Origin of the sequence: Micromonospora sp. DT178, from assembly GCF_049841695.1 — a bacterium.
Lineage (GTDB): Bacteria > Actinomycetota > Actinomycetes > Mycobacteriales > Micromonosporaceae > Micromonospora.
In genome coordinates this window covers 69,344-93,879 of record NZ_JBNCKV010000023.1, presented here as the reverse complement: position 1 = coordinate 93,879, position 24,536 = coordinate 69,344, and the positions used below count along the sequence as shown (strand labels likewise).

The window sequence follows — 24,536 nt, the reverse complement described above, 5'->3', positions numbered from 1 at the left end:
AAGGCCGACGCGGCGTGGTGGCTACACGAACTGACCCAGGATATGGATCTCGCGTTGTTCGTGGTGTATTCCTCGGCAGCGGCCACCCTCGGATCACCGGGACAGGGCAACTACGCCGCGGCCAACGCGGTCCTGGACGCCCTGGCGCTACGACGGCAGGCCGCCGGTCTGGTCGGACAGTCACTGGCGTGGGGACTGTGGGCCCAGCAGTCGGCGATGACCGGGCATCTCGACGAGGTCGACCTGGACCGGATGCGACGCGGCGGCGTTCTTGCCATGTCCTCCGAGGAAGGCCTGGCATTGTTCGACGCGGCAGTGCGTACCGACCAGCCACAGCTGGTACCGATCCGGGTGGACATGGCCGCGCTTCGTCGAGCCGGCGCCGGTAGCGTGCCGCCGCTGTGGCGGATGTTGGCCGGTGGCCCGACCCGCCGGGCGGCGACCACAACCGATACGCCGGTGGATCTGACCACCAGGCTGGCCGCTATGGGAGTCGAGGAACGCCAACGGACAGTCCTGGAACTGGTACGGACACAAGCCGCCGTCGTGCTCGGCCATACCGGCCCAGCGACGATTGATCCGGACAGCGCGTTCCGCGAGCTCGGCTTCGACTCGCTGACCGCGGTGGAACTACGTAACCGGCTGGCCACCGCCACCGGCCTGTCGTTGCCGGCCACGCTGGTCTTCGACCATCCCAGCACCGGAGCCTTGACCGATCATCTGATGAACGAGATGGCCTCCGCCGTGAGTGCCGGCAGCGACCGCAGTACCGGAGCCGAATCGGCCGGCTCGGGAGCCGTTCGAGTGTCGAACCTCGCGGAGATGTACATGCAGGCCGAGGTCGACGGCAGACACGACGAGTTCTCCGACGTGATCGGGCGATTGGCGAAGCTCCGCCAGACGTTCGGTGTGGACACGGCCGACGAGGCGGTCCGGCCTCCCACACGGGTCGCCACCGGCGACGGCAAGCCCAAGTTGTACCTCTTCACCCCATACGTAGCCCCGGCCAATTTCCAATATGCGCGGCTGGCGTTGGCCTTCCAAGGCACCCGTGACGTGTCGGTGTTGCACCCGCCCGGCTTCCATGCCGGTGAGAAACTGCCGGAGAACATCGAGGCGATGACTCTCGCGTACGCCGAGACAATCATCCGAGACAACGCGAACGGCGAAGAATTCGCACTGGGCGGCCACTCCAGCGGTGGGCTGATCGCCCACCGGGTTGCTGCCAAGCTGGCGCGGATGGGCGTGGCGCCGGCTGGCGTCATTCTGCTCGACGCACCCTCGCAGGCGGACCTTCAAACCGTATCGGAGGACGGGCCGCTGTGGCGAAAGCAAATTTTTGAGGGACTCAGGCGGACTGGCGATGACGGCGATGACAGCTGGGTCTTCGCGATGGTCCATTACCTCTCCTTCCAGTGGTGGCCTGCGGAGCAAATCGAGATACCGACGCTCCAGGTCCGTGCATCCGAACGGATCAGCGGACCGGCAGACAATAACGACTGGATGTTCACCTGGAGCTACGCCACCACAGTCACGTTGGCAGATGTGCCAGGAAATCATGTACAAATAACCGACCAATACGCTTCGGTGAGCGCGTTGGCGGTCAATGACTGGTTCTCCCACTCGTCCGAGGAGCGCCCAGCGTTCGTAGACTACCGGGGGTCAAAGTAGATGTGGCCCTCCCGAGCTCAATCAATTCTAAGCGAGCTCAATGGGCTCAGCTTTGCTGAGCCACCGAATCCTGACTCGGGTGGGGGACCACCAACCTGTTCGGAGTTGACCCGGCAGGTCGCCTTGTGGGTCGAGGATCCGCAGGTGGCAGAGATGATGTTGGTGAGCACCTCCCGCCGGGGTTTGACCCAGCAGGTGACTGACCTCGGGGTCCTTTCCGCGATTTGTCGGCCTCCGCCGGTGGGGGGCCTGTCTCGCTAAGAACTCCTAACTGTGGGTGCGTTGGAGTTGGCGCCAGCAGATGAGGGCGCAGGCGAGGCTGAGGAAGGCTTCGTGGATGTCGTCGCGGATCTCCCATAGGATGCGGAGGCGGCGGAACCAGTGCAGCCAGGCGATGGTGCGTTCCACGATCCATCGGTTGGAGCCGAGGCCGGAGCCGTGGGGTGTGCCGCGTCGGGCGATGACGGGGGTGACGCCGCGCGCGGATCTGGCGACGGTGGCTGTCGTAGTCGTAGCCCCGATCGGCGTACAGCCGGTCGGGGCGCCGCCGTGTTGGTCCCGGGCGTCCGCCGATGGGTGAGATGGCGTCGAGCAGGGTGGTGGTCTGGGTGGAGTCGTGCCTGTTCCCGCCGGTCAGCGTGACCGCGAGGGGATGCCGCCGGCGTCGGTGATGACGTGGTGTTTCGAGCCAGGCTTGCGGCGGTCGACCGGGCTCGGACCGGTTTTGGGCCGCCCTTGAGCGCCCGGATGTCGGAGCCGTCGATCACCGCCCTCGACATGTCCAACTGGCCCGCGCCCCGCAGCCGGGCCAGGAGCACCTCGTGCAGCCGTTGCCACACCCCGGCGTTGTTCCAGTCCCGCAACCTGCGCCAGCAGGTCATCCCCGACCCGAACCCCAACTCTTGGGGTAGGTACTCCCACGGGATCGCGGTGTAGAGCACGAACAAGATCCCGCAGAGCACCTTCCGGTCATCAAGCGGCTTACGCCCCGGATACCGGCTCCGCCGTGGTGGGCGGGGTGGCAGCAGCGGCGCGATCTCGGCCCACAACTCGTCCGAGACGATCCACGGCGGCTGCTCACCCCTCCTCACGTTCAGACGAAACGACCCTCACGTCCAGTCGGTTACGCCCAACATCATGAAGTTAGGACCTCTAAGGGTGTTTTCGTCGATCTTGGTTAGTAGGTTTCAGCGGCGGGGAAGCGGTCGCTGAAGGTGATGGCGAAGGCGTTCAACGCGGGTTTCCGGCGCGGCCGAACCACCCGGCGGTGTCAGTGCCGAGCCGGACGGCCATGCGCTGGGCCGGTCCCGTGGCGGGTTGACCACGAAGCTGCACCTGGGCTGCGAGCAGGGCCAGAAACCCCTCGCCATCGTGCTGACCTCCGGGCACCGCACATCTACCAGCAGCGCCACGCCGTGGAGTGGGCATCAACCGGCTCAAGCGCAACCGAGCCGTGGCCACCCGATTCGACAAGCTCGCTGTCCGCTACGAAGCCACAATCCACCTCGCCGCCATCAACGAGTGGCTGTGTCCGACTTCGACACAGGCCCTAGGTGGACCTACTCGACGGAGCCCACCCCTATTTCCCGGTACTCCCCGAGCCACCCCGTCGCGCGATGGTCGCCCCGCCAGGTGAACACGACGACGCCCAGGTCTCCGTCCCCGGGCGGGAAGGTAGTGCCCGCCGTGCCCCGGCGGATCGGCTCCGCGCGGTGGGTGCGGCCGGCCCAGACCGTCACCACCGCGCCGGAAGGACCGGTCGCGACGACGTCCCGGCCGGAGACCGCGATCGCGCATCCAGTGGCCCGCTCGTACAGCAGCTTCCGGTAGGCGCTCTCTGGCAACCGGCAGGCGCGAGGCGGCCTGCCGGGCGGCCAGTCCGGCGCAGTGTGGCCGTTGCCGACGGCCGCGTGCCAAAGCTCAGGCACCGCGTCGGCCAGATGCACGGGCGTGGCCATCAGCTCGCAGATCCACAGGAGCCTGCCCGCTCCGCGTGGCGGCCGGCAGCGCCGCCACCTGACCCGGCGGCCGAGGTCTCCGGCGACCACCGCGACCCACGGGTGGACCGTGCCGAGCAGGCCCTGGCTCGCGAGCCAGTGCAGGTACCGGGGAGCGTCCTCGAGGATGGGATAGATCGCGGCGTACGGCATGCCCGCGATAGTGGTGACGCTCTCGCCGAACAGCTCCGGCGCGTTCGCTACCGCGAGCAGGGCAGCCTGGGCCAGGTCGCCGCGCTGAGGCTCGGGCAGGCCGGTCGCTGCCGCCGCGGGCTCCGCCGGCGGGCCGGTCGGCACGACCCCGGAGTTGATGATGCCGGCGACCGCGTTCCTGGCATCCTCGGGCACGGCGACCTGCGCGAGCTTGGGCACCAGCGTCGCGACAGTACGGATGAGCGCGCGCTCGGCCTCGGCGGCGCTGGCGGGTACCGGTAGGTCGTTCAACGTCCGGCGCAAGTGGTCGCATACCGTGGCCGGGACCATGAGCCGTGCGGTGAGCTGGCCGAGGTCGGTCGGGGCCAGGAGCGTTTCCTCGAGGTCACTCCCGGCGTCTGCCGGTGTGTCAGCGACCATGCCCGCGTCGGCGAGGAACTGGATGGCCTGCCGCAGCGGACCGAGGCTGCGACGGCCCTGCTGGTGGGCCAGCGTCCGGACCCACCAGCGGTCAGCCGCTGTCCGCGAGGTCACCTCCTCCCGTACCACCTCACCGAGGACATGGTCGGGCAGGCTGGACTGGATCTGTGACCGCACCACGTATCCCTCGGTCAGCCGTGCCTGCCAGGCCGGCCGTTCGCCGTCGTCGACGATGAGGAACGCCCAACCTTGGTCCTCACCCGCGCCGACCCGTCCGGCGCGGCCGAACATCTGCTGGACGGTGGCCACGTCCAAGCCGTCCAGCCCGACCTGGGTGTCGCGGACGACGACAGCGCGCGCGGGCAGGTTGACCCCGGCGGCCACGGTCGGCGTGGCGACGAGGACGTCGAACTGCCGGGCGCGGAAGGCCGCCTCGGCGTCCCGCCGGTACGGCCAATCCTTGTAGTGCAGGCCCACGCCGGCCTGGCCGCACACCATGTGCACCTGCGCGGCATCGTCCGGCCTGACCCGGGTGGTGTCCACGCCCCGGCTGGCCGCGAGCAGCAGCGCGGTCCGGCGTACGTTGCGTTTGCTGCCACAGAACACCAGTACGCTGCCGCCGTCGGCGGTCACGAGGCGGCTTATCACGGTCGCCAGCCGGCCTCGGGTGGCGTCCGTCACGTTCCAGTCGGCGTGCGCCGCGACCGCGGGCAACTGCCAGGTCAGCCGGCTGGACCGCCACGTCAATTGCAGCAGCCGGGCCTGCAGCCAGACCGCGATCTCCGCCGCGTTGCCGACCGTGGCCGACAACCCGACCACCCGGATCGGCGGCTGGGCGTCGCGCATCCGGGCCAGCATTGCCTCCAGCGTGGGACCACGAGCGGGATCGCCGAGCAGATGGATCTCGTCGACGATCAAGCAGTCGACCTCCGCCAGCGCCTCCCGCAGGGCCGAGCTGCGCGAGACGGCCTCGAACTTCTCAGTGGTCGCCAGCCACAGGTCGGCCTCCCGCATCCGGTCCGCGTCGACGGCGTACTCGCCGGAGAGGCGCTCGACCCGCACCCCCTTTGCCTTCCAGGCCTCCAGGTCGTGGTTGAGCTCATCGGTGAGCGAGCGTTGGGGTACCAGCCAGACCGCCTTCCGGCGCCGCAGGAGCACGCTCTTGAGCGCGGCGGCCATGCCCATCACCGTTTTGCCGGCTCCCGTGGGTGCGACGACGAGCAGGTTCTCGTCGCCGTCGAGGATGGCGGGAAGCACCTGTGCCTGGGCCGGGTTGAATGTCGGGTACGGAAAGAAAGGGGACAGGGTGGGCGGCAGCAGGCCGTTGGTGGCGACTGGGCCGGCATCCGGTGATGGTGCGCCGTCGTACGCCTGCCACATCAGCGCGAAGGCGTCCCGCGCGGCTACCGCGGCGGCGCCGCTCGCCCGGCTCGGCCGTCGGGTGGGGCCACGCAGCAGCGCACACGGGTAGGTGACCGACTGGAGCGACCGCTCAGACGGATCGTCCGGGAGGCGGCGGATGGCCTCGTCCTCGACGAGGTGCGGGACTCGCCGCACCTCGGCACCCTCGGCGGCGAGCTTGTCCGCCAGGACGGTGAACTGCGGATCAGCGGGGAGCAGGACGCGGACGTCGGTGCGGTCCGTGATGGGCGGCAGGGGCAGATCCGGGTCGGTGATCTTCATCCACAGCAACCCTCGGTCGCGAGGACCGGCCCGACTCGTCCCGTCCACCGTTGTTCGCCACGCCCTCACCGCCGCCGACTCCGGACCGTCGAACACCTTACCGGTGGGCCCGCGGTCGGCCGCGAGGGTCATCGCCTCGGCCGCGGCGGTGCTCTCGTCGGCCGGCGGGTGCTCGGCCGCCACTCTCGCCAGGCGGCCGCCCTGGGATCATCTCCTCCGATGACGGCCACCCCCGCACCTGGCAGCACGTAACGGTCGTCGAGGCTTGCTCGAGCGGGTCGCCTACGTCAACGAGGAGACCGGCTACACGATCGCCCTCGTCGCCACCAGCCGGCTCCGGCACCGGCATGTTGACCGGGGTGGGTTCCCTGCCGCCACCGTTCAAGGCATCAAAACGCTGTCGCGGCTCCGGACTGATCAAGGGCATCGGGCCCAAGGCCGCCGCCCGCATCGTCGAAACTTCTCGGCACGGATGCGCTGCAGATCACGCTTCGTCGCCACCTCGTCCCAGTGCGTCGCGTCCCGCAGTGCGGCAGTGCTGTTCCGTCCACCATCCGGCCCGGTGAACAGTCGGGAGTGCGGCTCGGGGACCGAGTCCAGGCGGCGGGCGACGATCGGTCGTACCTCTTCGATCAGCGGTACCGTGCGGACGCGCTTTCCCTTGGTGCCCTTGCCGATCAGACCGCCGGTGACCCGCCGAGGCGGCGCCGCCTCACTGCTGGGTCGGGACGACCTGCTGGTGCAGCGCGGAGCCCAGGATGTCCGCGGCGAGGTGGTACAGGTCGGAAGCGGCCTCCCCGGTGATAGCGGAGAACTGGTGTGCGGTCTCGAATGCCGGGTGCCGCTCCAGCTTGTCGCGGTAGTCGGGCAACGGCGCGTCCGACCTGAGCAGGTCCAGCCACTGGCGGGTGCCGGGATAGGGACTGTTGATGTTCAGCGCCACACACCCGTCCGGAATGCAGCCCTCGCGGTGCAGGTCGGCGATGAGCTGAAGCGTCCGTACCCGCTGCTCGTCGGTCTCGCCCAGGCCGAACTGCAGCGAGGTGCCAACCCGGACACCGGCGGCACGACACCAGCGGGCCACCCGCCGGAACTGCTCCGTCCAGTCCGTCGGCTCCGCGAGCAACCGTAGTCGCTGCACCTTCTGCACCCGTTCGGCGTCCGGCTGGGCCGACTCCACGCCGAAGTAGATGTAGCTGCATCCGGTCCGGCCCATCCGTTGCAACAGCTTCTCGTCCACGTCGTTGATGGTGGTCTGGCAGCCCCACTCGACCTGCCGGCCGGCCGCCTGGTCCGTCTCGAGCATCGCGAGCAGGTCCGACAGCCAGCGGCGGTTCTGCGTGAACGTGCTGTCGTCGAAGAACACCGCCTCAAATCCCTGGTCGCTGCGGAGGCGGATCTCCCGCATCACGTGCGCGGGCGTACGCTGCCGGATCTTCGGCTGGTCGTAGAGGAACGCGTCCGCGGACTCGTGGCAGAACGAGCAGGAGTACTTGCAGCCGAGAGCGGCCATGACCTGCGCGGTCCGCCGGTTGTCGAAGACGGGGAAGAGGTTCTCGTGGGTGAGCCTGGTGACGTCGATGAACGGCAACTTGTTGCCGTCGATCGGCGTGCCGCTCAGCGGTACCGGCGTGATCCGGCCGGTGTCGTCGTCGACGAGGATGAGCTGCCCGACCCCGGGAAGGGCGGCGAAGCGTTCGGAACTGGCCAGCAGTCTCTTGCGCAGCGCGCGGGCATCGGTGGGCAGGTCCTCGGCGATCACCATGAGCACCTCGGGCAGGGCGAAGACCGCGTCCCCGGCGAAGACCAGGTCCACGATGGCGCGTTCCCGCTCCTGCGCGAAGGTCTGCAGGGCCGCCAGCCGGGCCAGCTGCGGGGACGTCAACGAATACGACCCGTGGACGCCGCGCTGCCGTTCGCTCATCGCCCGGACCCGCTCGGAGGTGGACCGGTAGGCATCCGGGTTCACGGCGTCCTCGTGCTGTCCCCCGAGCAGCACGATGCTGTTCGGGGAGACCGTTTTCACCAACTCGGCGATGCGGATCGCGAAGTGGTGGCCCTCCGACAGGTTGCTGATGCCGACGACCACGGGAAGGTGCTCGGCCACGCACTCGACGAGCGCCTTCTCGAACGCGTCGCTGTAAGCCGGCGGGTTGAGCACACCGACGATCTCCGGCACCCGGTCGCGGGGAAACTCGTCGATGCGCAGCATGCGGTCGAGCAGGCAGGTGGCGTACAGCAGGGGGGTCGGCATCCCGGGAAAGGCGCCGGTGGCGTTCTCCTCGATGTGGGGGGCGCTGACGAACAGGACGGGGAAGTGCTTGAGGCGGTGCCCCTGCCGTTCCGCCTCCGGCCCGCTCGCGGTGCCCAGTCGGGCGATCAGCTGTCGCTCCCGGCCCAACTCGCGCCGCATCGCCGCGGGAGAGACGGTGCCGGGGTCCAGGCCGTCGCCCGGGTACCAGCGCCATCCCCGCTCGTGCTCGGAGAGGTCGCGCGCGATGCGCTCCGCCCGTTGCCGGCGGATGCGCTCCTCTGCACCGGTCACCGGCCGAGGACCTTCAGGACGAACGCCGCGACGTCGGCGTCCGCCAGCAGGCGGTTGCGGTCGACCGGAAACGTGGTCGCGCCGACCAGGAGATCGCTCGGATATTCGGCGTCCTGCGTACCGGAGAGCACCACGGATCCGAGCGGCGCCGCGGCCGGCGGCTGGGCGGCCGACAGCGACGACGCGGCGAGGAACGCGAGGTAGGCGGCGAACCGGTCGGCGAGTTGCCGTTGCATGGCGGCGGGCACGGGCATCGTGCGGCAGGCGGCGGCGAGCGTCGTACGGTAGGCGTCCTCCAGACCGGTCAGGACCGGCAGCAGCGCGGGGCCCGTCGTCGCGGCCTCCGTGTCGCGGGCCGCGACGGGGGCGAGGGCCGTCGCCAACTCCTCCGGCCCGAGGTGGGCGGCGAGGGAGTCGACTGCCTGCCGGTACTCGCCGCGGACGATCCGGCTGTCCACGAGGACCGGGTCCACCGTCAGGAGGCTCGGGTCGGCCGCACCGGACCCGCGGATCGCGGCCGCGAGTTGGGCGGCGAGCGGTGCGGCGGCGCAGTGCCCCAGGACACCGACGACGGGCGGCCCGTCCGCGAGGGCGGCGGCCAACCACGGCTCGATGTAGGCGCCGGGCTCCGTCACCTCGGTGACGGTCGTCGCCGGCGGTACCGCCTCGAGCACCCGGTACCCGGTCAGGTGCGGGGCGAGCTCCGCGAAGCCGGGGTCGCCGCGTCGCGCCTCGAACGCGACGGTGAGGATCACGCCCGCGCTGCCGTCGGCCAGCAGGCGCCAGGGGGAAGGTGTCATCATGCTCCCGTCCGGTAGGGCCGCGAGACGCTACACATGGGCGTCCGCCCAGAACCCGCCATACTTCGACAGGTCGCCGACCGGCGACGCGTCATTGAAGTACGGCCGTTTGCCCATGGCCTCGGCGAATGTTTCCAGCCCGTCCAGGAATACCTGGTAGATCTGGTCCGGAGTGGCCTTGTCGGTGGCATAGACCGGCGGCAGGTCCTCGTGGTAAAGGCTGAAGTCACGATGCAGGATTCTCATTCCGAAGCGCTCGGGATGTTGGAACATGGTGCTTCCGGGATAGGGCACGAGGCCGAACAGGTAGGTCGCCTGCAGCAGATCCTCGCGGATCAGTTCGCTGATCCAGTCGATGCTGCGGGCCATGTCGTCCGGAGTCTGGTCGGGAAAGCCGTTGACCGTGAACGCGCACGTTGCCAGCCCCGCGTCCCGGACTCGTTTCAACGTCTCGGTGGTCGCGTTCAGGTTCATGTGGTGTTTGTGCGTGTGATGCGTGTCCTGCGACCCGGTCTCGAGCCCGATCTCAATCCACTGGCAGCCGCTGCTCTTGAGCTTGCGCAGGACGCGCTCGTCGGTGAGACAGTTGAGCCGCGTCTGGCAGTCGTATTGGATGTCGCCCTCCCGGGCGAGCGCGTCGAGCAGTTCGAGCGTCCGTTCCGGGTGCAGGGTGAACGTCTCGTCGCCCCAGTAGATGCTGTGGTGGGCGCCGTAATGGGCGCGGTACGCCCGGATCTCCCGCAGCACCCGCTCGATCGGGAAGTATCCGGGGCGGCGGCCGATCGTCTGGATGGTGCAGAACGTGCACTGGTACGGGCAGCCGAGCGCGTAGACCTGGCGCAGGTAACGGATGTCCTCGCCGCTGCTGCGGGGGAACAGGTCGATCTTCGGAAATGGCAGGTCGGCGGGGGCGACGTCGGGGTAGCGGGTTGTGGTCCGCTGGGTGGTGCCGCCTTCGCGCTGGTAGACCAGGTTGCCCACGGGCGTCGGCTCCTGTCCGTCGCGCAGTGCGTCGAGCAGTGCGGGCAGGGCGCGCTCCCCACGGTCGACCACGACGTAGTCCACGCTCGGGTGGGCGGCGACCTCGTCGGCCAGCGGGGTCGCGGCCACCCCGCCGTAGACGATGATGGACCTGGGGTGGATCTGCTTGATGACGGTGGAGATCTCGTACGCGTAGCAGAGGTTCACCGTCATGGGAGAGAAGAGGTAGACGTCGGCCGGACTGCTGCGAGCCGCCTCCTCGATGGCGTCCTTCGCCAGGCGACCCGGCTCGATGAAGGTGCCCGGATCGGTGTAGAGGTCGAGGACTCCCATGTCGGAGTAGCCGTGCGCGTCCAGCACCCCGCCGAGCCAGAGCATCCAGTGCGGCAGTTCCCACATGTTGCGTTTCATGTGGCGCAGGCCCGGGTGCACCGAGTGGTATTGGACGTCGAAATTCCGCCAGAACAACTTCCGTTGCGGCACCGGCACGGTGGACATTGGTGTGTGAACGAATGATACCCGCATTTCCGCCCGTCAGGATGATGGACATTCCAGATGGTTTCAGCGATTACCGCTGCGGCGGCAGATATCCATGGCCGAGATAAATGCCCCCGTTGAGCCATGCCAAGCCCGCGTTACCGTTGAGCGAGCCTTGCGACTGTATGTCAGCCATTCACGGCTGTCAACATAATGATCTTGTGTCTGCCGATTTGGCGCCGACCTTGACCGACGTGGAGATGTCATGATGGACTATTCGAGTCCGGTTTGGGGGGCCGCTTGTGTCTAATGATGATCCAGTAACCGCTTCGGATGCGGCTGCCCGAGTCGAAGGAGATGCAGCCTCGCCGAACGGCCGCCCGGCCGGTGCCGCGGCTCCCGGCACCTCACTGTGGCGCAATCCGAACTATCGCACCTTCCTGGGAATACAGACGCTCTCCGCCGTCGGTGACTCGTTCTCCTACGTGGCCATACCGCTGCTCGTCCTGCAGGTCACCGGCTCGCTTGTCCAGATGGGAATCGTCACCGGGCTGACCGGCGTCGCCTCCATCACCACGGGCCTCTTCGCCGGGGTGGTCGTCGACCGCTTCGACCGCAGGACCCTCCTGATGATCTGCGACGGAGCCCGCTGCGTGCTCTACGGAGCCGTCGCGGTCGTCTTCCTCGTCGCCGAGCCGTCCTGGCTGATCTACCTCGTCGTGCCCCTGGCCGGCGTCTTCTCGATGATCTTCCAGGTCACCTACGTGGCCGTGGTGCCCGCCATCGTCGCGGCGGACCAGATCACCAGGGCCAATGGCCACCTCTACGCCACGTACGCGGTCGCGAGCGTCGCCGGGCCGGCGCTCGCCGGCATGGTGGCCGCCGCCTTCGGTCCCGCTGCCGCCATCGGCCTCGACGCCGTCACCTTCGCCGTCGCCGCCGTCGGCGTGCTGTTCATCAGGCTCGCGGCGGGGCGGCCGGACGCCGCCCGGCCGGCCGTCGCGGGCGCGGGCAACGTCCGCAACGAGTTCCTGGCGGGTGCGCGCTTCCTCTGGAACCATCCGCTGTTGCGTCAGCTCACGCTGCTGCTGTCGCTGCTGACGTTCCTGACCTACGGGCTCACCGACGCCGTCATCTTCCGGCTGAAGGACGAACTCGGGCAACCGGACACGGTGGTCGGCTACGTCCTGACCGCCGGGACGGTGGGCACCTTCGTGGCGTCGTTCGTGGTGGCCCGGGTCCGCGGGCGGCTGGGCTTCGGCCCCAGCTGGATCGGCGCCTTCAGCCTGGCCGGCCTCGCCGTCGCCGGCATGGGGCTGGCACGCAGCGTGCCCGCACTCGCGGTGCTGATGGCGGTCATGCTGCTGGGCACCGGGGTGGCGGGCATCTGCTCGATGTCGTTGCGGCAGGAGATCACTCCGGGTCACCTGCTGGGGCGGGTGACCGCCGCCTTCTGGACGATCCACTCCGCGCTGGGACCGCTCGGCGCGGGCGCGATCACCGCCGTCGCCGCCGGGGTCGGCGTCACCCCGGTGCTCCTCGCGGTGGGTACGGCCATGGTCGCCATCGCGCTGTCCGGGGCGTTCAGCAGCATCGGGCGCGCCGGGGCGACGCCGGCGGCCGAGAGAGCCCTGGAGGGCGCGCGTTCGTAGGGGCCGATCATCCGGTGTGGAGAGGGGAAAACGATGGTGGACACGGATTCCGGCGGGACGCCGGCACCCGGCCTGCGGCGCCGGTCCGGGCGGGAGGCCACGCGATGATCCCGTACTACCGCGGGCACCTGCTGGCCGAGCTGCGCCGGTTCCCCGGCTGGGTCGAGCCGGAAGGAATTGGCCTGACCGACGAGACGGTGGTCTACGTACGCCAGGACCTGTCCGTCGTGCTGCACCCGGTGCAGGACGACGAGAGCGTGCTGTGGGACGCGGACACCCCGCGGTGGCGGACGTTCTGCGAGTCCGAGCTCCGCTTCGAGGTGCCCGCCGAGTTGCGGGCCGACGCGGGCTGACGGCACGGCGTGGACCGGCGGAGGGGAGCGACCGTGCGTGAGCTGACCCAGCGGATCCAGAGCCTCACGCCCGAGCAGCGTGGTGCGTTGACGGAGCGGCTGCGCGACCGGGGAATGGTCGGCCCGCTGGCCCTGTACGGCGGAGTCGCCGAGGGCGATGCCCCGGTGTCGTCGGCGCAGCGCCGCATCCTCTTCCTGCACCGGCTGCGGCCGGACAGCGCGTTCTACACCAGTGTCAACCCGTTTCACCTGGCCGGACCGTTGCGGGTCGGTGTGCTGCGGCGCTGCCTGCTCGAGATCGTGTGCCGGCACGAGATCCTGCGGACGACCTTCCCCGTCGTGGACGGGGTGGCCTACCAGCGGGTCCGGCCGACCCTCGAACCGGCGCTGCCCGTGATCGACCTGCGGGGCCTGAAGCCGGACGTCGCGCAGCGGGAGAGCGACCGGCTCGCGTCGATCGAGCGGCGCCGTCCGTTCGACCTGGGCGTCGACCCCCCGATGCGGACCAGCCTCGTCCTTCTCGCGGAGCACGAGTCGGTCCTGCTCGTCACGTTCCACCACGTCGCGGTCGACGGCTGGTCGCTCAGCGTGCTCGGGCGTGAGCTGGACCAGCTCTACCGCGCCTTCGCCGCCGGGCGACCCAGCCCGCTGAGCCCGCTCACGGTGCAGTACGCCGGGTACAGCCGGTGGCAGGCGGACTGGGAGAACAGCGCGGAGGCGCGGGAGCAGCTCGCCTTCTGGCAGGCGCAGCTCAGCGGCGCGCCCGAGGCCCTGACGCTGTACACCGACCGGCCACGCCCGGCCGTGCAGAGCCATCGCGGCGCGACCCACCGGTTCGCGCTCGGCGCCGACCTCACGCGGGCGGTGGCCGAGCTGAGCCGCCGCCGCGGTGGCACCGCCCACATGACCCTGCTGGCCGCCCTCGGTGCCGTCCTGCACCGGTGGAGCGGCCAGGACGACATCGTCATCGGTGGCGCGGTGGCGAACCGCCGGCACCCGGAACTGCACGACCTGATCGGCTTCTTCGCCAACTCCGTCCTGTTCCGGATCCGCCCACGTGGCGGGCAGACCTTCGACGAACTCCTGCGCCACGTACGCGACACGTGCCTGGCGGCGTACGCCCACCAGGACGTTTCCGTCGACCTCATCGCCCAGCGGCTGTTCCCCGAGCGTGACCTCGGCCGTAACCCGCTCTACCAGGTCAACTTCACGCTGCACAACACGCCGCCGCTGGCCGCGTCGCTTTCCGACCTCACGGTGACGCTGCTGGAGACGGGCACCGAGTCGGCCCGCTTCGACCTGGATGTCAACGTCTGGGAGTCCGACCAGGGGCTGGAATGCCTGATCGACTACTCCACCGACCTGTTCGACGAAGCCACCGTCGCCCGGCTGGCCACCTCGTTCCGCGAGCTGTTGGCGGCGGCGACCGCCGATCCGGGTCGGCGCCTGGCCGGGTTACCGGTCATGTCGGGGGAGGAGCTGCACCGGATCCTGTCCGAGTGGAACGACACCGCCGCGCCGGGCGTCGACGCGCCACTGCACGGGCTGGTGGAGCGGCAGGCCGAACGGAGCCCGGACGCGCCCGCGGTGTGCTGCGCCGGGAGCGTGCTCACCTACCGCGAACTGGTGCGGTGGGCGAACCGGCTCGCCCACCACCTGTGGGACGCCGGCGCCCGGCCCGGCGGCACGGTGGCGGTGCTGTTGTCGCACGCGCCGGACACGGTAGCCGTGCTGCTGGCGATCATGAAGACCGGCGCGGCATACCTCCCGCTCGATCCGCGGCAGCCGCCACTGCGGACCGGCGCCATGCTCGCCGACAGCGGCAGCACCCTGCTCGTCGTGCCGGACGGCGTGCCGGAGGGGGTGGACCGCTCCGCCCTACGGGTGGTGAGACTGGACGCCGAACGCGCGTCGATCGCGGCGCGGCCGGCGGAGCCCCTCCCGGTACCGGTGTCGGCCGACCACCTGCTCTACCTGATGTACACCTCCGGCTCGACCGGCCGACCCAAGGCCGCCCTGCTCACCCACCGGAACGTGGTGAACTACCTGCGGTGGGCCGCCCGGTACTACACCGTCTCAGCGGGAACCGGGGTGGCGGTGCACTCGCCGCTGGCCTTCGACCTGGCGGTGACCAGCCTGTTCGCGCCGCTGCTCGCCGGCCAGCAACTGCTCCTCGCCGCTGCCGACCGCGAGGTGCCCGGAGCGGAACTGCGGGCCCTGCTCGACGAGGCCGACGATCTGAGCTTCGTCAAACTGACCCCGTCCCATCTACGTCTCCTGGTCGAGTCCGCGGCGGACGACGCACCGGCCCTGCCGTGCCGGACGGTCATCCTCGGCGGCGAGGGGCTGCGCGGGGAGGCGGTGGCCGGGCTGCGTCGTGGTCAGCCCGGGGTCCGGCTGGTCAATGAGTACGGCCCGACCGAGACGGCCGTGGCCTGCACCGCGTACGACGGTGACCAGGTCACGCCGTACGGCCGGGTGCCGATCGGCACGCCGATCAGCAACGCGCGCGTCTACGTTCTGGACGCCGCCCTGCGCCCCACCCCGATCGGCGTGCCCGGCGAGTTGTACGTCGGTGGTACCGGGGTCGGTCTGGGCTACTGGCGCCGGGGCGCGCTCACCGCGGCGGCCTTCGTACCGGACCCGTTCGGCCCCGAGCCGGGCGGCCGGCTCTACCGCACCGGCGACGTCGCGCGGTACCTGCCCGACGGCTGTCTCGAATATCTGGGCCGCCGCGACGAGCAGGTCAAGGTGCGCGGCCACCGGATCGAGTGCGGGGAGATCGAGGCCGTCCTGGACAGTCACCCCGCGGTGCGGTCCAGCGCCGCGGAACTGGTCCACCGCGACACCGGTGACGAGCAGATCGTGGCCTTCGTCTGCCTGGAGGGCCAGCAGACGCGGGACGTCGGGTGGGACCGTGACCGCGTCCGGGAGTGGCGGGAGCTCTACGAGGACACCTACCGCGAACTCGACGGCGACCAGGACCCCTTCTTCAACCTCGCCGGCTGGCTGAGCAGCTACTCCGGGCGGCCCCTCGACCCTGCCGACATGCGGGCCTGGCTGGACGACGCCGCCGGGCGCATCCGGGGGCTGCGCCCGAGTCGGGTGCTCGAGATCGGCTGTGGCACCGGCATGATCCTCGGTCGGGTGGCCCCGACTTGCGAGTCCTACCAGGCGACGGACAACTCGCCCGCCGCTGTGGAGTACGTCCGGCGTGCCCTGCGCGACGTGGGCGGCGCGTGGTCCGACCGGGTCGAGACCTGGGCCGCGCCGGCCCACGAGAGTCTTCGGGTCGACGCGGCGAGCGCACCGCCGGACACCGTCGTCATGAACTCGGTGGTGCAGTACTTTCCGTCCGTCGAGTACCTGCTGCGGGTGCTGCGGCAGGCCGTCGACGTGCTGCCCGACGGCGGCCACGTCTTCCTCGGTGACCTGCGCAGCCTGCCGTTGTCGGAGCTGTTCCACACGTCGGTGGAGGTGCACAAGGCCCCGGTCGGGCTGCGCCTGGGCGAGCTGCGCCAGCGGGTCCGGCGCGCCGTCGCCCACGAGCCGGAGCTGTGCGTGGATCCCGCGCTGTTCCGGGAGATCGGCGCGCGGTGGCCGAGGATCGCGCGGGTCCGGGTGCTGCCCAAGCGCGGCCGTCAGGACAACGAACTGGTCACCTTCCGGTACGACGTCATTCTCACCGTCGGTACGCCCGTCGCCGCGGAGGAACCCCCGACCCGCGGCTGGGGACCCGATCGCCGTACCCCCGCCGACCTGCTCCGCCTGCTCGACGCCGAGCGGCTCGACGCCGTGCGCCTGGCCGCCGTCCCGAACGCGCGCCTGTCCTGGGCCCGCCGCCTGAAGAGGTTGCTGGACGAGCGGGATCCCGCGTCCTCCGCCGGGGAACTCGTGGCCCTCGCCACCGGTCTGCCGGCGGACGAGGCCGCCCCGGAGGACTGGTGGGAGCTGGCCGGCGACGGATCCGTCGACGTCGAGTTGAGCTGGGCGGCCGGGCACGCCGAGGGCGCGTACGACGTCGTCCTGCGCCGTCGCGGGCCGATCGGGGCGCCCGGCCGGCCCGTCCACCGCCCGCCGGAGGAGCCCTGGGACGCCCGGCCGTACGCCAACGATCCGCTCTGGAGCCGGGCTTGCGCGGCGGCGATCCCGGAACTCGCCGGGTACGCGCGCGAGCGGCTGCCCGAACCCGCGCTGCCGGCGCGCTACCTGCCCGTCACCGAGCTGCCGCTCAACTCGAACGGGAAGGTCGACCGCGCCCAGCTGCGCCGCATGGCGGCGAACCCGGCGGTGCTGGAGAACGTCTGGGCGGCCCCCGCACGACCGCTGACCGAAACCGAGCGGGTCGTCGCCGACATCTGGCGCGCGCTGCTGGGCTGCGACGACGTCGGGCCGGAGGACGACTTCTTCGGGCTCGGTGGCCACTCCCTGCTCACCCTGCAGGTGGTGTTCAAGCTGCGCGGGCTGCTCGGCGTGGACGTGCCGGTACGGGCGCCGTTCGACCACCGGACCCTGGCCGACCTGGCGAGCTACCTCGACGGCCTGTCCGCCGCCGGAGACGACCTCCCGGCGTTGGTCGCGGTCGATCGGCGCGACCCGCTGCCCGCGTCCTTCGCCCAGGAACGCCTGTGGTTCATGGCGCAGCTGCGTCCCGGCGACCACCAGTACAACGTCCCGGTGTTCGACCGGATCGTCGGCCCGCTGGACGTCCGGGCCCTCGCCGGGACCGTGGAGGCGGTGGTCGCCCGGCACGAGGTGCTCCGTACCGTCATCGTGGCCGACGACGACGGCGTGCCGCGGCAGCGGATCCTGCCCGCCGCGCCGGTGCCGATGCCGCTGGTCGACCTGACCGCGCTGCCGGCCGGGCACCGCGAGGCCGAACTGCGGCGGCTGGTCGACCGGGAGTACCACCGTCCCTTCGACCTCGAGGCCGGCCCGGTGCTGCGGGCACAGGTGGTCCGGCTCGGCGACGAGGACCACGCGTGGCTGTTGTCGATGCACCACATCGTCCACGACGGCTGGTCCTTCGGGCTGCTCACGGCCGAGCTGGCGGAGACCTATGCCGGCCTGGTAGCAGGGCGCCCACCCGATCCGACGCCGCCGACCCCGCAGTACGCCGACTACGCCGTCTGGCAGCGGCGGTCGTACGGCGACGGGCACCTCGCCGCCCAACTGGACTTCTGGACCCGACGACTCACCGGCGTCCGCGAGCTGTTCCCGCGCCCGGCGGAGCGACCGGATCCACCCGACGCGCGGCCCGCCGGGCGCAGCGTGCCGGTTCGGCTGTCGCCGTCGGTCAGCCGCGGCGTGCGGAGCCTCGGCCAGGCGACCGGTGCCACGCCCTTCATGGTGCTGCTGGCCGCGCTGGCGGCGACCCTGCACGACCTCACCGGTCAGGACGACGTCGCCGTCGGCACGGACGTGGCCAACCGGTCGATGCCGGAGACCGAGACCATGCTCGGCTTCTTCGTCAACCAGATCGTGCTGCGGATGGACACCGGGGGCGACCCCACCTGGCGGCAACTGCTCGACCGGGCCCGCACCACCGTGCTGGACGGGCTGCGTCACCACCAGGTGCCGTTCGAACGGGTCGTGCAGGCGCTGAGGCCGCGCCGGTCCGGCCGGCGCACCCCCCTCTTCCAGGTGAAGCTGGTGTTGAACAACACGCCGCGCCGACCGGTGACGCTGCCCGGCCTCGACGTCACCGAGGTGCCGGTCGCCTCCGACGCCGTGCGTTTCGACCTCGCGCTCGTCCTGCAGGACGAGCCCGGTGCGATGACGGGATTCCTGGAGTACGACACGACGCTCTTCGACGAGACGACCGTCGACCGGGTGATCGCTGACTTCACCGCAGCGCTGGACGCGATGATCCTCGACCTCGGCGGACCGGCCGGGACCAGACGGCAGCGGGCTGAGCGGCTGTGACGCCCGAACCCACCGACCGGGAGCTCGCGGAGCCCGATCTCACCGACCCGGCGACCTACCGCCGGACCGACTACCTGGCGCTCTGGCGGGCGGTCCGCCGCCACCGTCCGATCGCCAGACTCGACTCGCCCCGGTACGGCCCGTTCTGGTCGGTGACCACCCACGACCTGGCCTGTCAGGTGCTGGAGGATCCCGTCCGGTTCACCTCGACCCGCGGGATGCGACTGGGCGCGGACGAGGCCGCGGTGGCGGCCGCGGCCGGCCGGATGCTCGTCGTCGCCGACGGCGCGGAGCACGCCCGGCTGCGCGCGGCGCACGCGCCCTGGTTCCGGTCGAACGAGGTGGCGGCGATGCGGGACGCGCTGCGCCGGCGGCTCGAGACCGAGCTGGAACCGTTGGTGACGGGCGAACCGGTGGAGATCGTGCAGCGCCTCGCCAGCGCGGTGCCCACCTGGGTGGTGGGGCGGATGCTCGGCACCGACGACGCGGACACCGCCCGGCTCGCCGCCCTCGTCCGCACGGCCTTCGCCGAGGAGACCGACCCGGCGGAGCGCACCTCGCGCCGCGCCGCCAGCGCACACGTCTTCGGCTACTTCGCCGACCTGCTGGAGAGCCGGCGGGCGGATCCGCGCGCGGACGTGGTCAGCGCACTGGCGCACGAACCGAACCCGGAGCGGCGGCTCACCGACGAAGAGATCCTGCTCAGCTGCGACGGTCTGGTCAACGGTGGGCTGGGGACGTCCCGACACGCCGTCTCCGGCACCCTGCTGGCCTTCGCCCGGCATCCCGACCAGTGGCTGCGGCTGCGGCGGGACGCCTCACTTCTCCCGTCGGCCGTCGAGGAGGTGCTCCGCTGGGCGTCACCACCGATGCACCTCATGCGTACGGCGACGCGCGAGGTGGAACTGGGTGGTGCCCGCATCGGCGCCGGCGACCGCGTCGTGCTGTGGATCCCGTCCTGCAACCGCGACGAGTCGGTCTTCGCCGAACCGGACGCCTTCCGAATCGACCGGCGTCCGAACCGGCACCTCAGCCTCGGCGCGGGACCGCACTACTGCGTCGGGGCGTCGGTCGGCCGAATGGAGGTGCGCGTGCTGTTGCAGGTGCTGCTCGCCAAGGTGGACCGGATCGAGCTGCGCGGGGAGCCGATGCGCAGCGCCTCGACGTTCCTGCACGGCCTCGACCGGCTCGAGGTCGTTCTCCTGCCCATCCATAGTGCTGACAGGGAGGTGACGGTGTGACCGCCGCGAGGAGTGTCCCGCGCGACAGCGTGGAACTGGAGGTGACGCGGATCTACGAGGACCTGCTCGGCGTGGACGGGGTCGACGTCCACGCCGACTTCTTCACGCTCGGCGGGCACTCGCTGCTGGCTGTCCAGCTGCTCGCCCGGATCAAGAAGACGTTCGGGACGGTCGTGCCGGTCTCCGTGCTGTTCGAGCACGCCGACGAGGAGGCCGCCAGCGTCTCGGTGCTCAGCGGTCTGGTCCGGCGCGGCCTCGGCGGCCGGCAGCCGGACTCCCCGGCGGGCCCGGTGACGCTGCGGCGCGGCGGCGGCGCCCCGGTGTTCTGCGTGCATCCGGCCGGAGGCGACCTCATCGCCTTCCGCGAGCTGGTGCGGCTGCTGCCGCCCGAGCGGCCCGTCTACGGGCTGCCGGCGCCGCCAGCGGACACCGATCCGTACGAGCCGGAGCTGTCCGACATCGCCGAACACCATCTCGTCCGGCTCACCGAGGCGCAGCCGTCCGGGCCGTACTCGCTGATCGGCTGGTCCATGGGCGGGGTGCTCGCGGCCGAGATGGCCGGGCGGCTGCGCGCGGCCGGCGCGCGCGTCGACCTGTTGGCACTGGTGGACAGCTACCCGGCCGCAGAGACCGACGCGCCGGGCGAGACCGAGATCCTGTCGGCCTTCGCCACCCACCTGGGCGGCGTCCTGGGCCGGCCCTTCGCCGTGCCGGCCGACGACCTGCGAGCGCTCTCCTTCGGCGACGGCCTCGCCCGGGTCCTCGCCGCGGCCCGCGCCGCGGGTGCCCTGCCGCCCGGCACCGACATCACCGAATTGCTGACCTGGCTGACGCTCTTCCGCGCGCACGACCGGGCCCGGCGCCGTCACCGCGCCGTCCGGCCGGTGGAGGAACTCCTGTTGGTCTTCGCGTCGGACGCCGACCCGCTGAGACGGGACCGGGCCGCCGACAGCTGGCAGCGGATCACCGAGCGTCCGGTGCGGCGGCACCTCGTCCCGGGCAACCACTACTCGATGCTGACCGAACCGCACGTCAGGGAGTTGGCCACGATCCTCACCGATGCCCTGCGAGCACCGGCGGGGCGGTCATGACCATCCTGCGCATGTTCGACGACCGCTGCCGGGCTGTGCCGGACGCCCCCGCCGTCGAGTACCACGGACAGGCCCTCACCTACGCGGCGCTGGACGCGGCGGCGTCCCGGCTCGCGCAGCGGCTGCTGCGCCTCGGCGTGACCGGCCGCATCGTCGGCGTCTCCGTCGACCGTTCCGTCAATCTGCCCGTCGCCGTGCTGGCCGTTCTGCGGGCCGGCGCGGCGTATCTGCCGCTGGACCCGGCCTACCCGCCGGCACGCCTCGCGTTCATGCTGGGCGACAGTGACGTGCGGGTGCTGCTGACCCAGCCCGACATCGCCGAGCGTCTGCCGTCGCCGGTCGGCGTCCGTACGGTGTGGTTGGACGAGGAGCCGTCGGGCGGTGCGCGGCCCGGGCAGCCGTGGCCCGTGGTCACCGACGAAGAGCTGGCGTACGTCATGTACACCTCCGGCTCCACCGGTGTCCCCAAGGGCGTGGCGATGCCGCACGGCCCGCTGACCAACCTCATCGAGTGGCAGCGCGGGGCGTCGGGCTGTGCGGAGGGCTCCCGCACGTTGCAGTTCTCCGCGTTCAGCTTCGACGCGTCCTTCCAGGAGATGTTCAGCACCTGGGCCGCCGGTGGCTGCCTGGTGCTGGTGGACGAGGACGTGCGGCGTGACCCGCACCGCCTGCTGAGGTTCGTCGACGAGAACCGGATCAACCGGATCTTCATGCCGTTCGTCGCGCTCCAGGCGCTGGCGGGCGCGGCCACCGGGCAGCAACGATTCCCCCAGGCGGTCCGGGAGGTCATCACCGCCGGGGAACAGCTGTATGTCACGCCGGCGCTGCGGCGCTTCTTCGCGGCGCTGCCGGCGGCCACGCTGGTGAACCAGTACGGTCCTTCGGAGACGCACATCGTGACGTCGATCCAGCTCGGGCGCGACCCGGACGAGTGGCCCGAGCTGCCGTCGATCGGCGCCGCGATCGACGGCGCCGGCATCGTGGTGCTCGACGACCGCGGGCTGCCCCTGCCGGTCGGCGCGACCGGGGAGATCGCCATCGGCGGGCGCGTGCTGGCCCGTGGCTATCTGCACCGCCCGGCGTTGACGGCGGAACGCTTCGTGCCCGATCCGCACGGTGCCGCCGGCGGGCGGCTGTACCTGACCGGGGACCGCGGGCGCCTCGACGTGGACGGCGCCGTCACGTTCCTCGGCCGCGACGACGGCCAGGTGAAGATCCGTGGCCATCGGGTCGAGCTGGGTGAGGTGGAGGTCGCGGTGAAGGCCGTGCCCGGCCTCGCCGATGCCGTGGTGGTCGCGCATGGCCGCCCGGGCGCCGAGCGCAGGCTGGTCGCCTACGCCGTCGCCGGTCCGGGCGGTTGGCCCGCCGACGTTCGCGGGCAGCTGGCGTCGGCGTTGCCGGCGCACATGGTGCCGGTAGCGGTCGTGCCGGTCGACGCGTTTCCGACGACGCCGAGCGGCAAGGTCGACCGGGCCGCGCTGGCCGCCCGGGAGGTGGTGCTCAGCGGCACCGGTGCGCCAACCGTCGACGGGTCGGTCGAGGACGTGGTCCGCCGCCTGTGGGAGGACGTCCTCGACGCCGTCAACGTGGGCCCGGACGACAACTTCTACCAGCTGGGTGGTACGTCCCTGCTCGCGGCGGTGCTCACCAACCGGCTCAACGAGGAGTTCGGCATCCAGGCGGAGCTGGAGACCTTCCTGCTGCACCCGACCGTGGCGAAGCTGAGCGCCTGGATCGGGGCGCAGCCGATGGCGCCCGCAGCCGGCGGGAGTGACCGGTGAAGCCGCTCTGGACGGCCCCGGTGGCCATGCCGGTGCGCACGCTCGCGTGGCGGCGCGACGACGTGCTGGAGGTGTCCTACCACGGTGGACACGCCCTCCTCGGCACCGACGGCTCGCCGGCCGCCGCCGGGTCGTCCGGTGCCCCGCCCGCCGGGGACCCGGCGTGGTGCGAGCTGGTCGCCGACGGCGCGCGGCTCACCCTGCTGCTGGACGGCACGCCGCTCTGTGCCACCACCCTCGACGGCCCGATCACCGCCGTCACCGCGGGCGCCGACGGCACGAAGGTCTTCGCCGGCACCGCGGTCGGCACTGTGCACGCGCTACGACCGTCGCTGACGGCCGTCCAGGCCGCGACTCTCCTGGACGCGGAGCGTCGGCTGCTCGGCACGGTCGACGCGGGCAGCCTCGACCGCGCCGCCCGGCTCTACGCCGCCACCGCCGGCCCGTCCTTCGCCGTGCACCGGATACGCCATCTGCAACGCTTCGGCGCGGCCGGCGCCGGGGAGGGCGACGCCGCGGTCGTGGCGGTGGCCCGGGCGGCCGGGGCGGCCCTGCTCGGCCACTCGTCCGCCGCGTACGAGGTGGGCCGCGCGCTGCGCGACCGGGGCGACCCGGGCGAGGCGGTCACCTACTTCCAGGCGGCCACCGCGTCCGCGCGGCTCAGGGCCTCCGCCTGGTACGCCGCCGCGGAGTGCTTCCAGCAGGTCGGCGCCCCGGCTGCGGCGGCGATCGCGTTCCAGCAGGCGTCGCTCGGCGGGCCCGGCGAGGAGGAGCTCCGACAGCTCTACCACCGGGCCCGGCGGCTGCAGGAGCAGGGCCGCCCCGGCGAGGCGGCCGACTGCTTCGAGGTCCTGCTGGCCTGGGACGTCAGCTATCTCGACGCCCAGACGCGGCACGCCGCCTGCCGTGCGGCGCCCGCCCCGGCCGAGGCACCCGGGTCGGCTCGGCGCACGCCGGGACCGGCGGCGCTGGTCGGGGAACTCGCCGACCGTGGGTTGCTCGACGCCGACGCGACCCGGCTGGACGCCTACGACGCCACGTTCTACCTCCAGTTTGAGAACACCGGGGTGACGGACACCGCGAAGAAGCAGCTCGAGTCGGTCGAGCTGCTGCACGCCCTCGGTCCCGTCGACCGTTACCGCACGTCGCTCGACGTGGGCAGCGGCACCATGCGCTACCCCCAGGTGCTCAGCCGGTACGGCGTCCGGTCGTTCGGCGTCGACCTGAGCGACGCCGGCGTACGGACCTGTGTCGACGGGCGATGGCAGCGGCGGTTCGCGGTCGCCGACGGGACCCTCCTGCCGTTCCGGACCGGATCCTTCGACCTGGTCAGCTGCATGATGGGCACCATCAACCACCTCTCGGCCGCGCAGCGCGGGCGGTTCTTCGCCGAGGCCCGGCGGACCCTGCGCCCCGGGGGCCGGCTCGTGGTGAGCGCGTGGAACCCCGACTGCCGGTTCCAGACGTTCCTGTCCTTCTACTCGCCCCGGGAGGTGGCCGAACTGCGCGGGCGGCTCACGCCGCCGGGGGTGCTGGCCGGGGAGTGCGCCCGGTCGGGGTTCCGCGACGTCACGACCAAGAGCTTCTGCACGTTCCCGGACTGGCTGATCGCCGGCTCCAGTGTCTCCGGCACGGGCGCGGTGCACCTCTCCCGGCTGGTCGATCTGGACGCGGAGCGCACCGGCAGGGACCCCGCGGCACCGAGTCAGATGTTCATGCTCTGCGCGCGGCGGTAGCGCGGCGTCGCGTCGGAGGGCCTACGAAGG

Annotated in this window: 12 protein-coding genes and 3 pseudogenes; 9 read left to right on the top strand and 6 right to left on the bottom strand. The window is 71.3% G+C overall.

Annotated features, from left to right (window positions below; all coding sequences use genetic code 11):
* The coding region (locus ACLQ22_RS29615; RefSeq protein ID WP_425695205.1) for a KR domain-containing protein at positions 1–1,671 on the top strand (1,671 nt) is incomplete at its 5' end.
* 267 nt (positions 1,672–1,938) lie between these two features.
* Here the strand turns inward: ACLQ22_RS29615 and ACLQ22_RS29610 are convergent.
* Both ACLQ22_RS29610 and ACLQ22_RS29605 read right to left on the bottom strand, forming a co-directional pair.
* Positions 1,939–2,308, bottom strand: a pseudogene (locus tag ACLQ22_RS29610) (transposase).
* A gap of 244 nt (positions 2,309–2,552) precedes the next feature.
* A pseudogene (locus tag ACLQ22_RS29605) lies at positions 2,553–2,762 on the bottom strand (transposase); the annotation flags it as partial.
* Between the two features lie 196 nt (positions 2,763–2,958).
* Between ACLQ22_RS29605 and ACLQ22_RS29600 the strand changes: the two are divergent.
* A pseudogene (locus ACLQ22_RS29600) lies at positions 2,959–3,307 on the top strand (hypothetical protein); the annotation flags it as partial.
* Here the strand turns inward: ACLQ22_RS29600 and ACLQ22_RS29595 are convergent.
* The 4 genes from ACLQ22_RS29595 to ACLQ22_RS29580 form a co-directional block, all read right to left on the bottom strand.
* Entirely contained in the window at positions 3,231–5,924 is a 2,694-nt protein-coding gene (locus ACLQ22_RS29595; protein WP_425695204.1) for a DEAD/DEAH box helicase, read from the bottom strand. The pseudogene ACLQ22_RS29600 and the gene ACLQ22_RS29595 overlap by 77 nt on opposite strands.
* Before the next feature lie 712 nt (positions 5,925–6,636).
* Positions 6,637–8,469, bottom strand: a complete 1,833-nt coding sequence (locus ACLQ22_RS29590; RefSeq protein ID WP_425695203.1) for a B12-binding domain-containing radical SAM protein — start codon at positions 8,467–8,469, stop codon at positions 6,637–6,639.
* Positions 8,466–9,269: a hypothetical protein gene (locus ACLQ22_RS29585; protein ID WP_425695202.1), complete on the bottom strand. Its 804-nt coding sequence runs from the start codon at positions 9,267–9,269 to the stop codon at positions 8,466–8,468. The genes ACLQ22_RS29590 and ACLQ22_RS29585 overlap by 4 nt, the downstream gene beginning before the upstream one ends.
* Positions 9,270–9,299: 30 nt before the next feature.
* Positions 9,300–10,748, bottom strand: a complete 1,449-nt coding sequence (locus tag ACLQ22_RS29580; RefSeq protein WP_425695201.1) for a B12-binding domain-containing radical SAM protein — start codon at positions 10,746–10,748, stop codon at positions 9,300–9,302.
* Between the two features lie 281 nt (positions 10,749–11,029).
* Here ACLQ22_RS29580 and ACLQ22_RS29575 point away from each other — a divergent pair, with 281 nt between their 5' ends.
* The 7 genes from ACLQ22_RS29575 to ACLQ22_RS29545 all read left to right on the top strand — a co-directional run bounded on the left by ACLQ22_RS29575 (position 11,030) and on the right by ACLQ22_RS29545 (position 24,506).
* Positions 11,030–12,379, top strand: a complete 1,350-nt coding sequence (locus ACLQ22_RS29575; RefSeq protein WP_425695200.1) for an MFS transporter — start codon at positions 11,030–11,032, stop codon at positions 12,377–12,379.
* A 104-nt stretch (positions 12,380–12,483) separates the two neighbouring features.
* Positions 12,484–12,732 (top strand): hypothetical protein, encoded by a 249-nt coding sequence (locus ACLQ22_RS29570; protein ID WP_311411323.1) that lies wholly within the window; start codon positions 12,484–12,486, stop codon positions 12,730–12,732.
* 33 nt (positions 12,733–12,765) lie between these two features.
* Positions 12,766–18,657 carry an amino acid adenylation domain-containing protein gene (locus ACLQ22_RS29565; protein ID WP_425695199.1) on the top strand — a complete coding sequence of 1,964 codons (5,892 nt, stop codon included), beginning with the start codon at positions 12,766–12,768 and terminating at the stop codon, positions 18,655–18,657.
* Positions 18,654–19,898, top strand: coding sequence for a cytochrome P450 (locus ACLQ22_RS29560; protein ID WP_425695198.1), 1,245 nt, complete (start codon positions 18,654–18,656; stop codon positions 19,896–19,898). Before ACLQ22_RS29565 ends, ACLQ22_RS29560 begins: the two co-directional genes overlap by 4 nt.
* Positions 19,895–20,989, top strand: a complete 1,095-nt coding sequence (locus ACLQ22_RS29555) for an alpha/beta fold hydrolase (RefSeq protein WP_425695197.1) — start codon at positions 19,895–19,897, stop codon at positions 20,987–20,989. The genes ACLQ22_RS29560 and ACLQ22_RS29555 overlap by 4 nt, the downstream gene beginning before the upstream one ends.
* On the top strand, positions 20,986–22,770 hold the full coding sequence (locus tag ACLQ22_RS29550; RefSeq protein ID WP_425695196.1) for a non-ribosomal peptide synthetase: 1,785 nt from the start codon (positions 20,986–20,988) through the stop codon (positions 22,768–22,770). Before ACLQ22_RS29555 ends, ACLQ22_RS29550 begins: the two co-directional genes overlap by 4 nt.
* Entirely contained in the window at positions 22,767–24,506 is a 1,740-nt protein-coding gene (locus tag ACLQ22_RS29545) for a methyltransferase domain-containing protein (protein ID WP_425695195.1), read from the top strand. The genes ACLQ22_RS29550 and ACLQ22_RS29545 overlap by 4 nt, the downstream gene beginning before the upstream one ends.
* Positions 24,507–24,536: the final 30 nt, after the last annotated feature.

Bases quoted from the DNA above. Each gene is read 5' to 3' on its own strand.
- ACLQ22_RS29570 (WP_311411323.1), top strand. From the start codon at position 12,484: ATGATCCCGTACTACCGCGGGCACCTGCTGGCCGAGCTGCGCCGGTTC.
- ACLQ22_RS29595 (WP_425695204.1), bottom strand. From the start codon at position 5,924: ATGAAGATCACCGACCCGGATCTGCCCCTGCCGCCCATCACGGACCGC.
- ACLQ22_RS29580 (WP_425695201.1), bottom strand. From the start codon at position 10,748: ATGTCCACCGTGCCGGTGCCGCAACGGAAGTTGTTCTGGCGGAATTTC.
- ACLQ22_RS29585 (WP_425695202.1), bottom strand. From the start codon at position 9,269: ATGACACCTTCCCCCTGGCGCCTGCTGGCCGACGGCAGCGCGGGCGTG.
- ACLQ22_RS29550 (WP_425695196.1), top strand. From the start codon at position 20,986: ATGACCATCCTGCGCATGTTCGACGACCGCTGCCGGGCTGTGCCGGAC.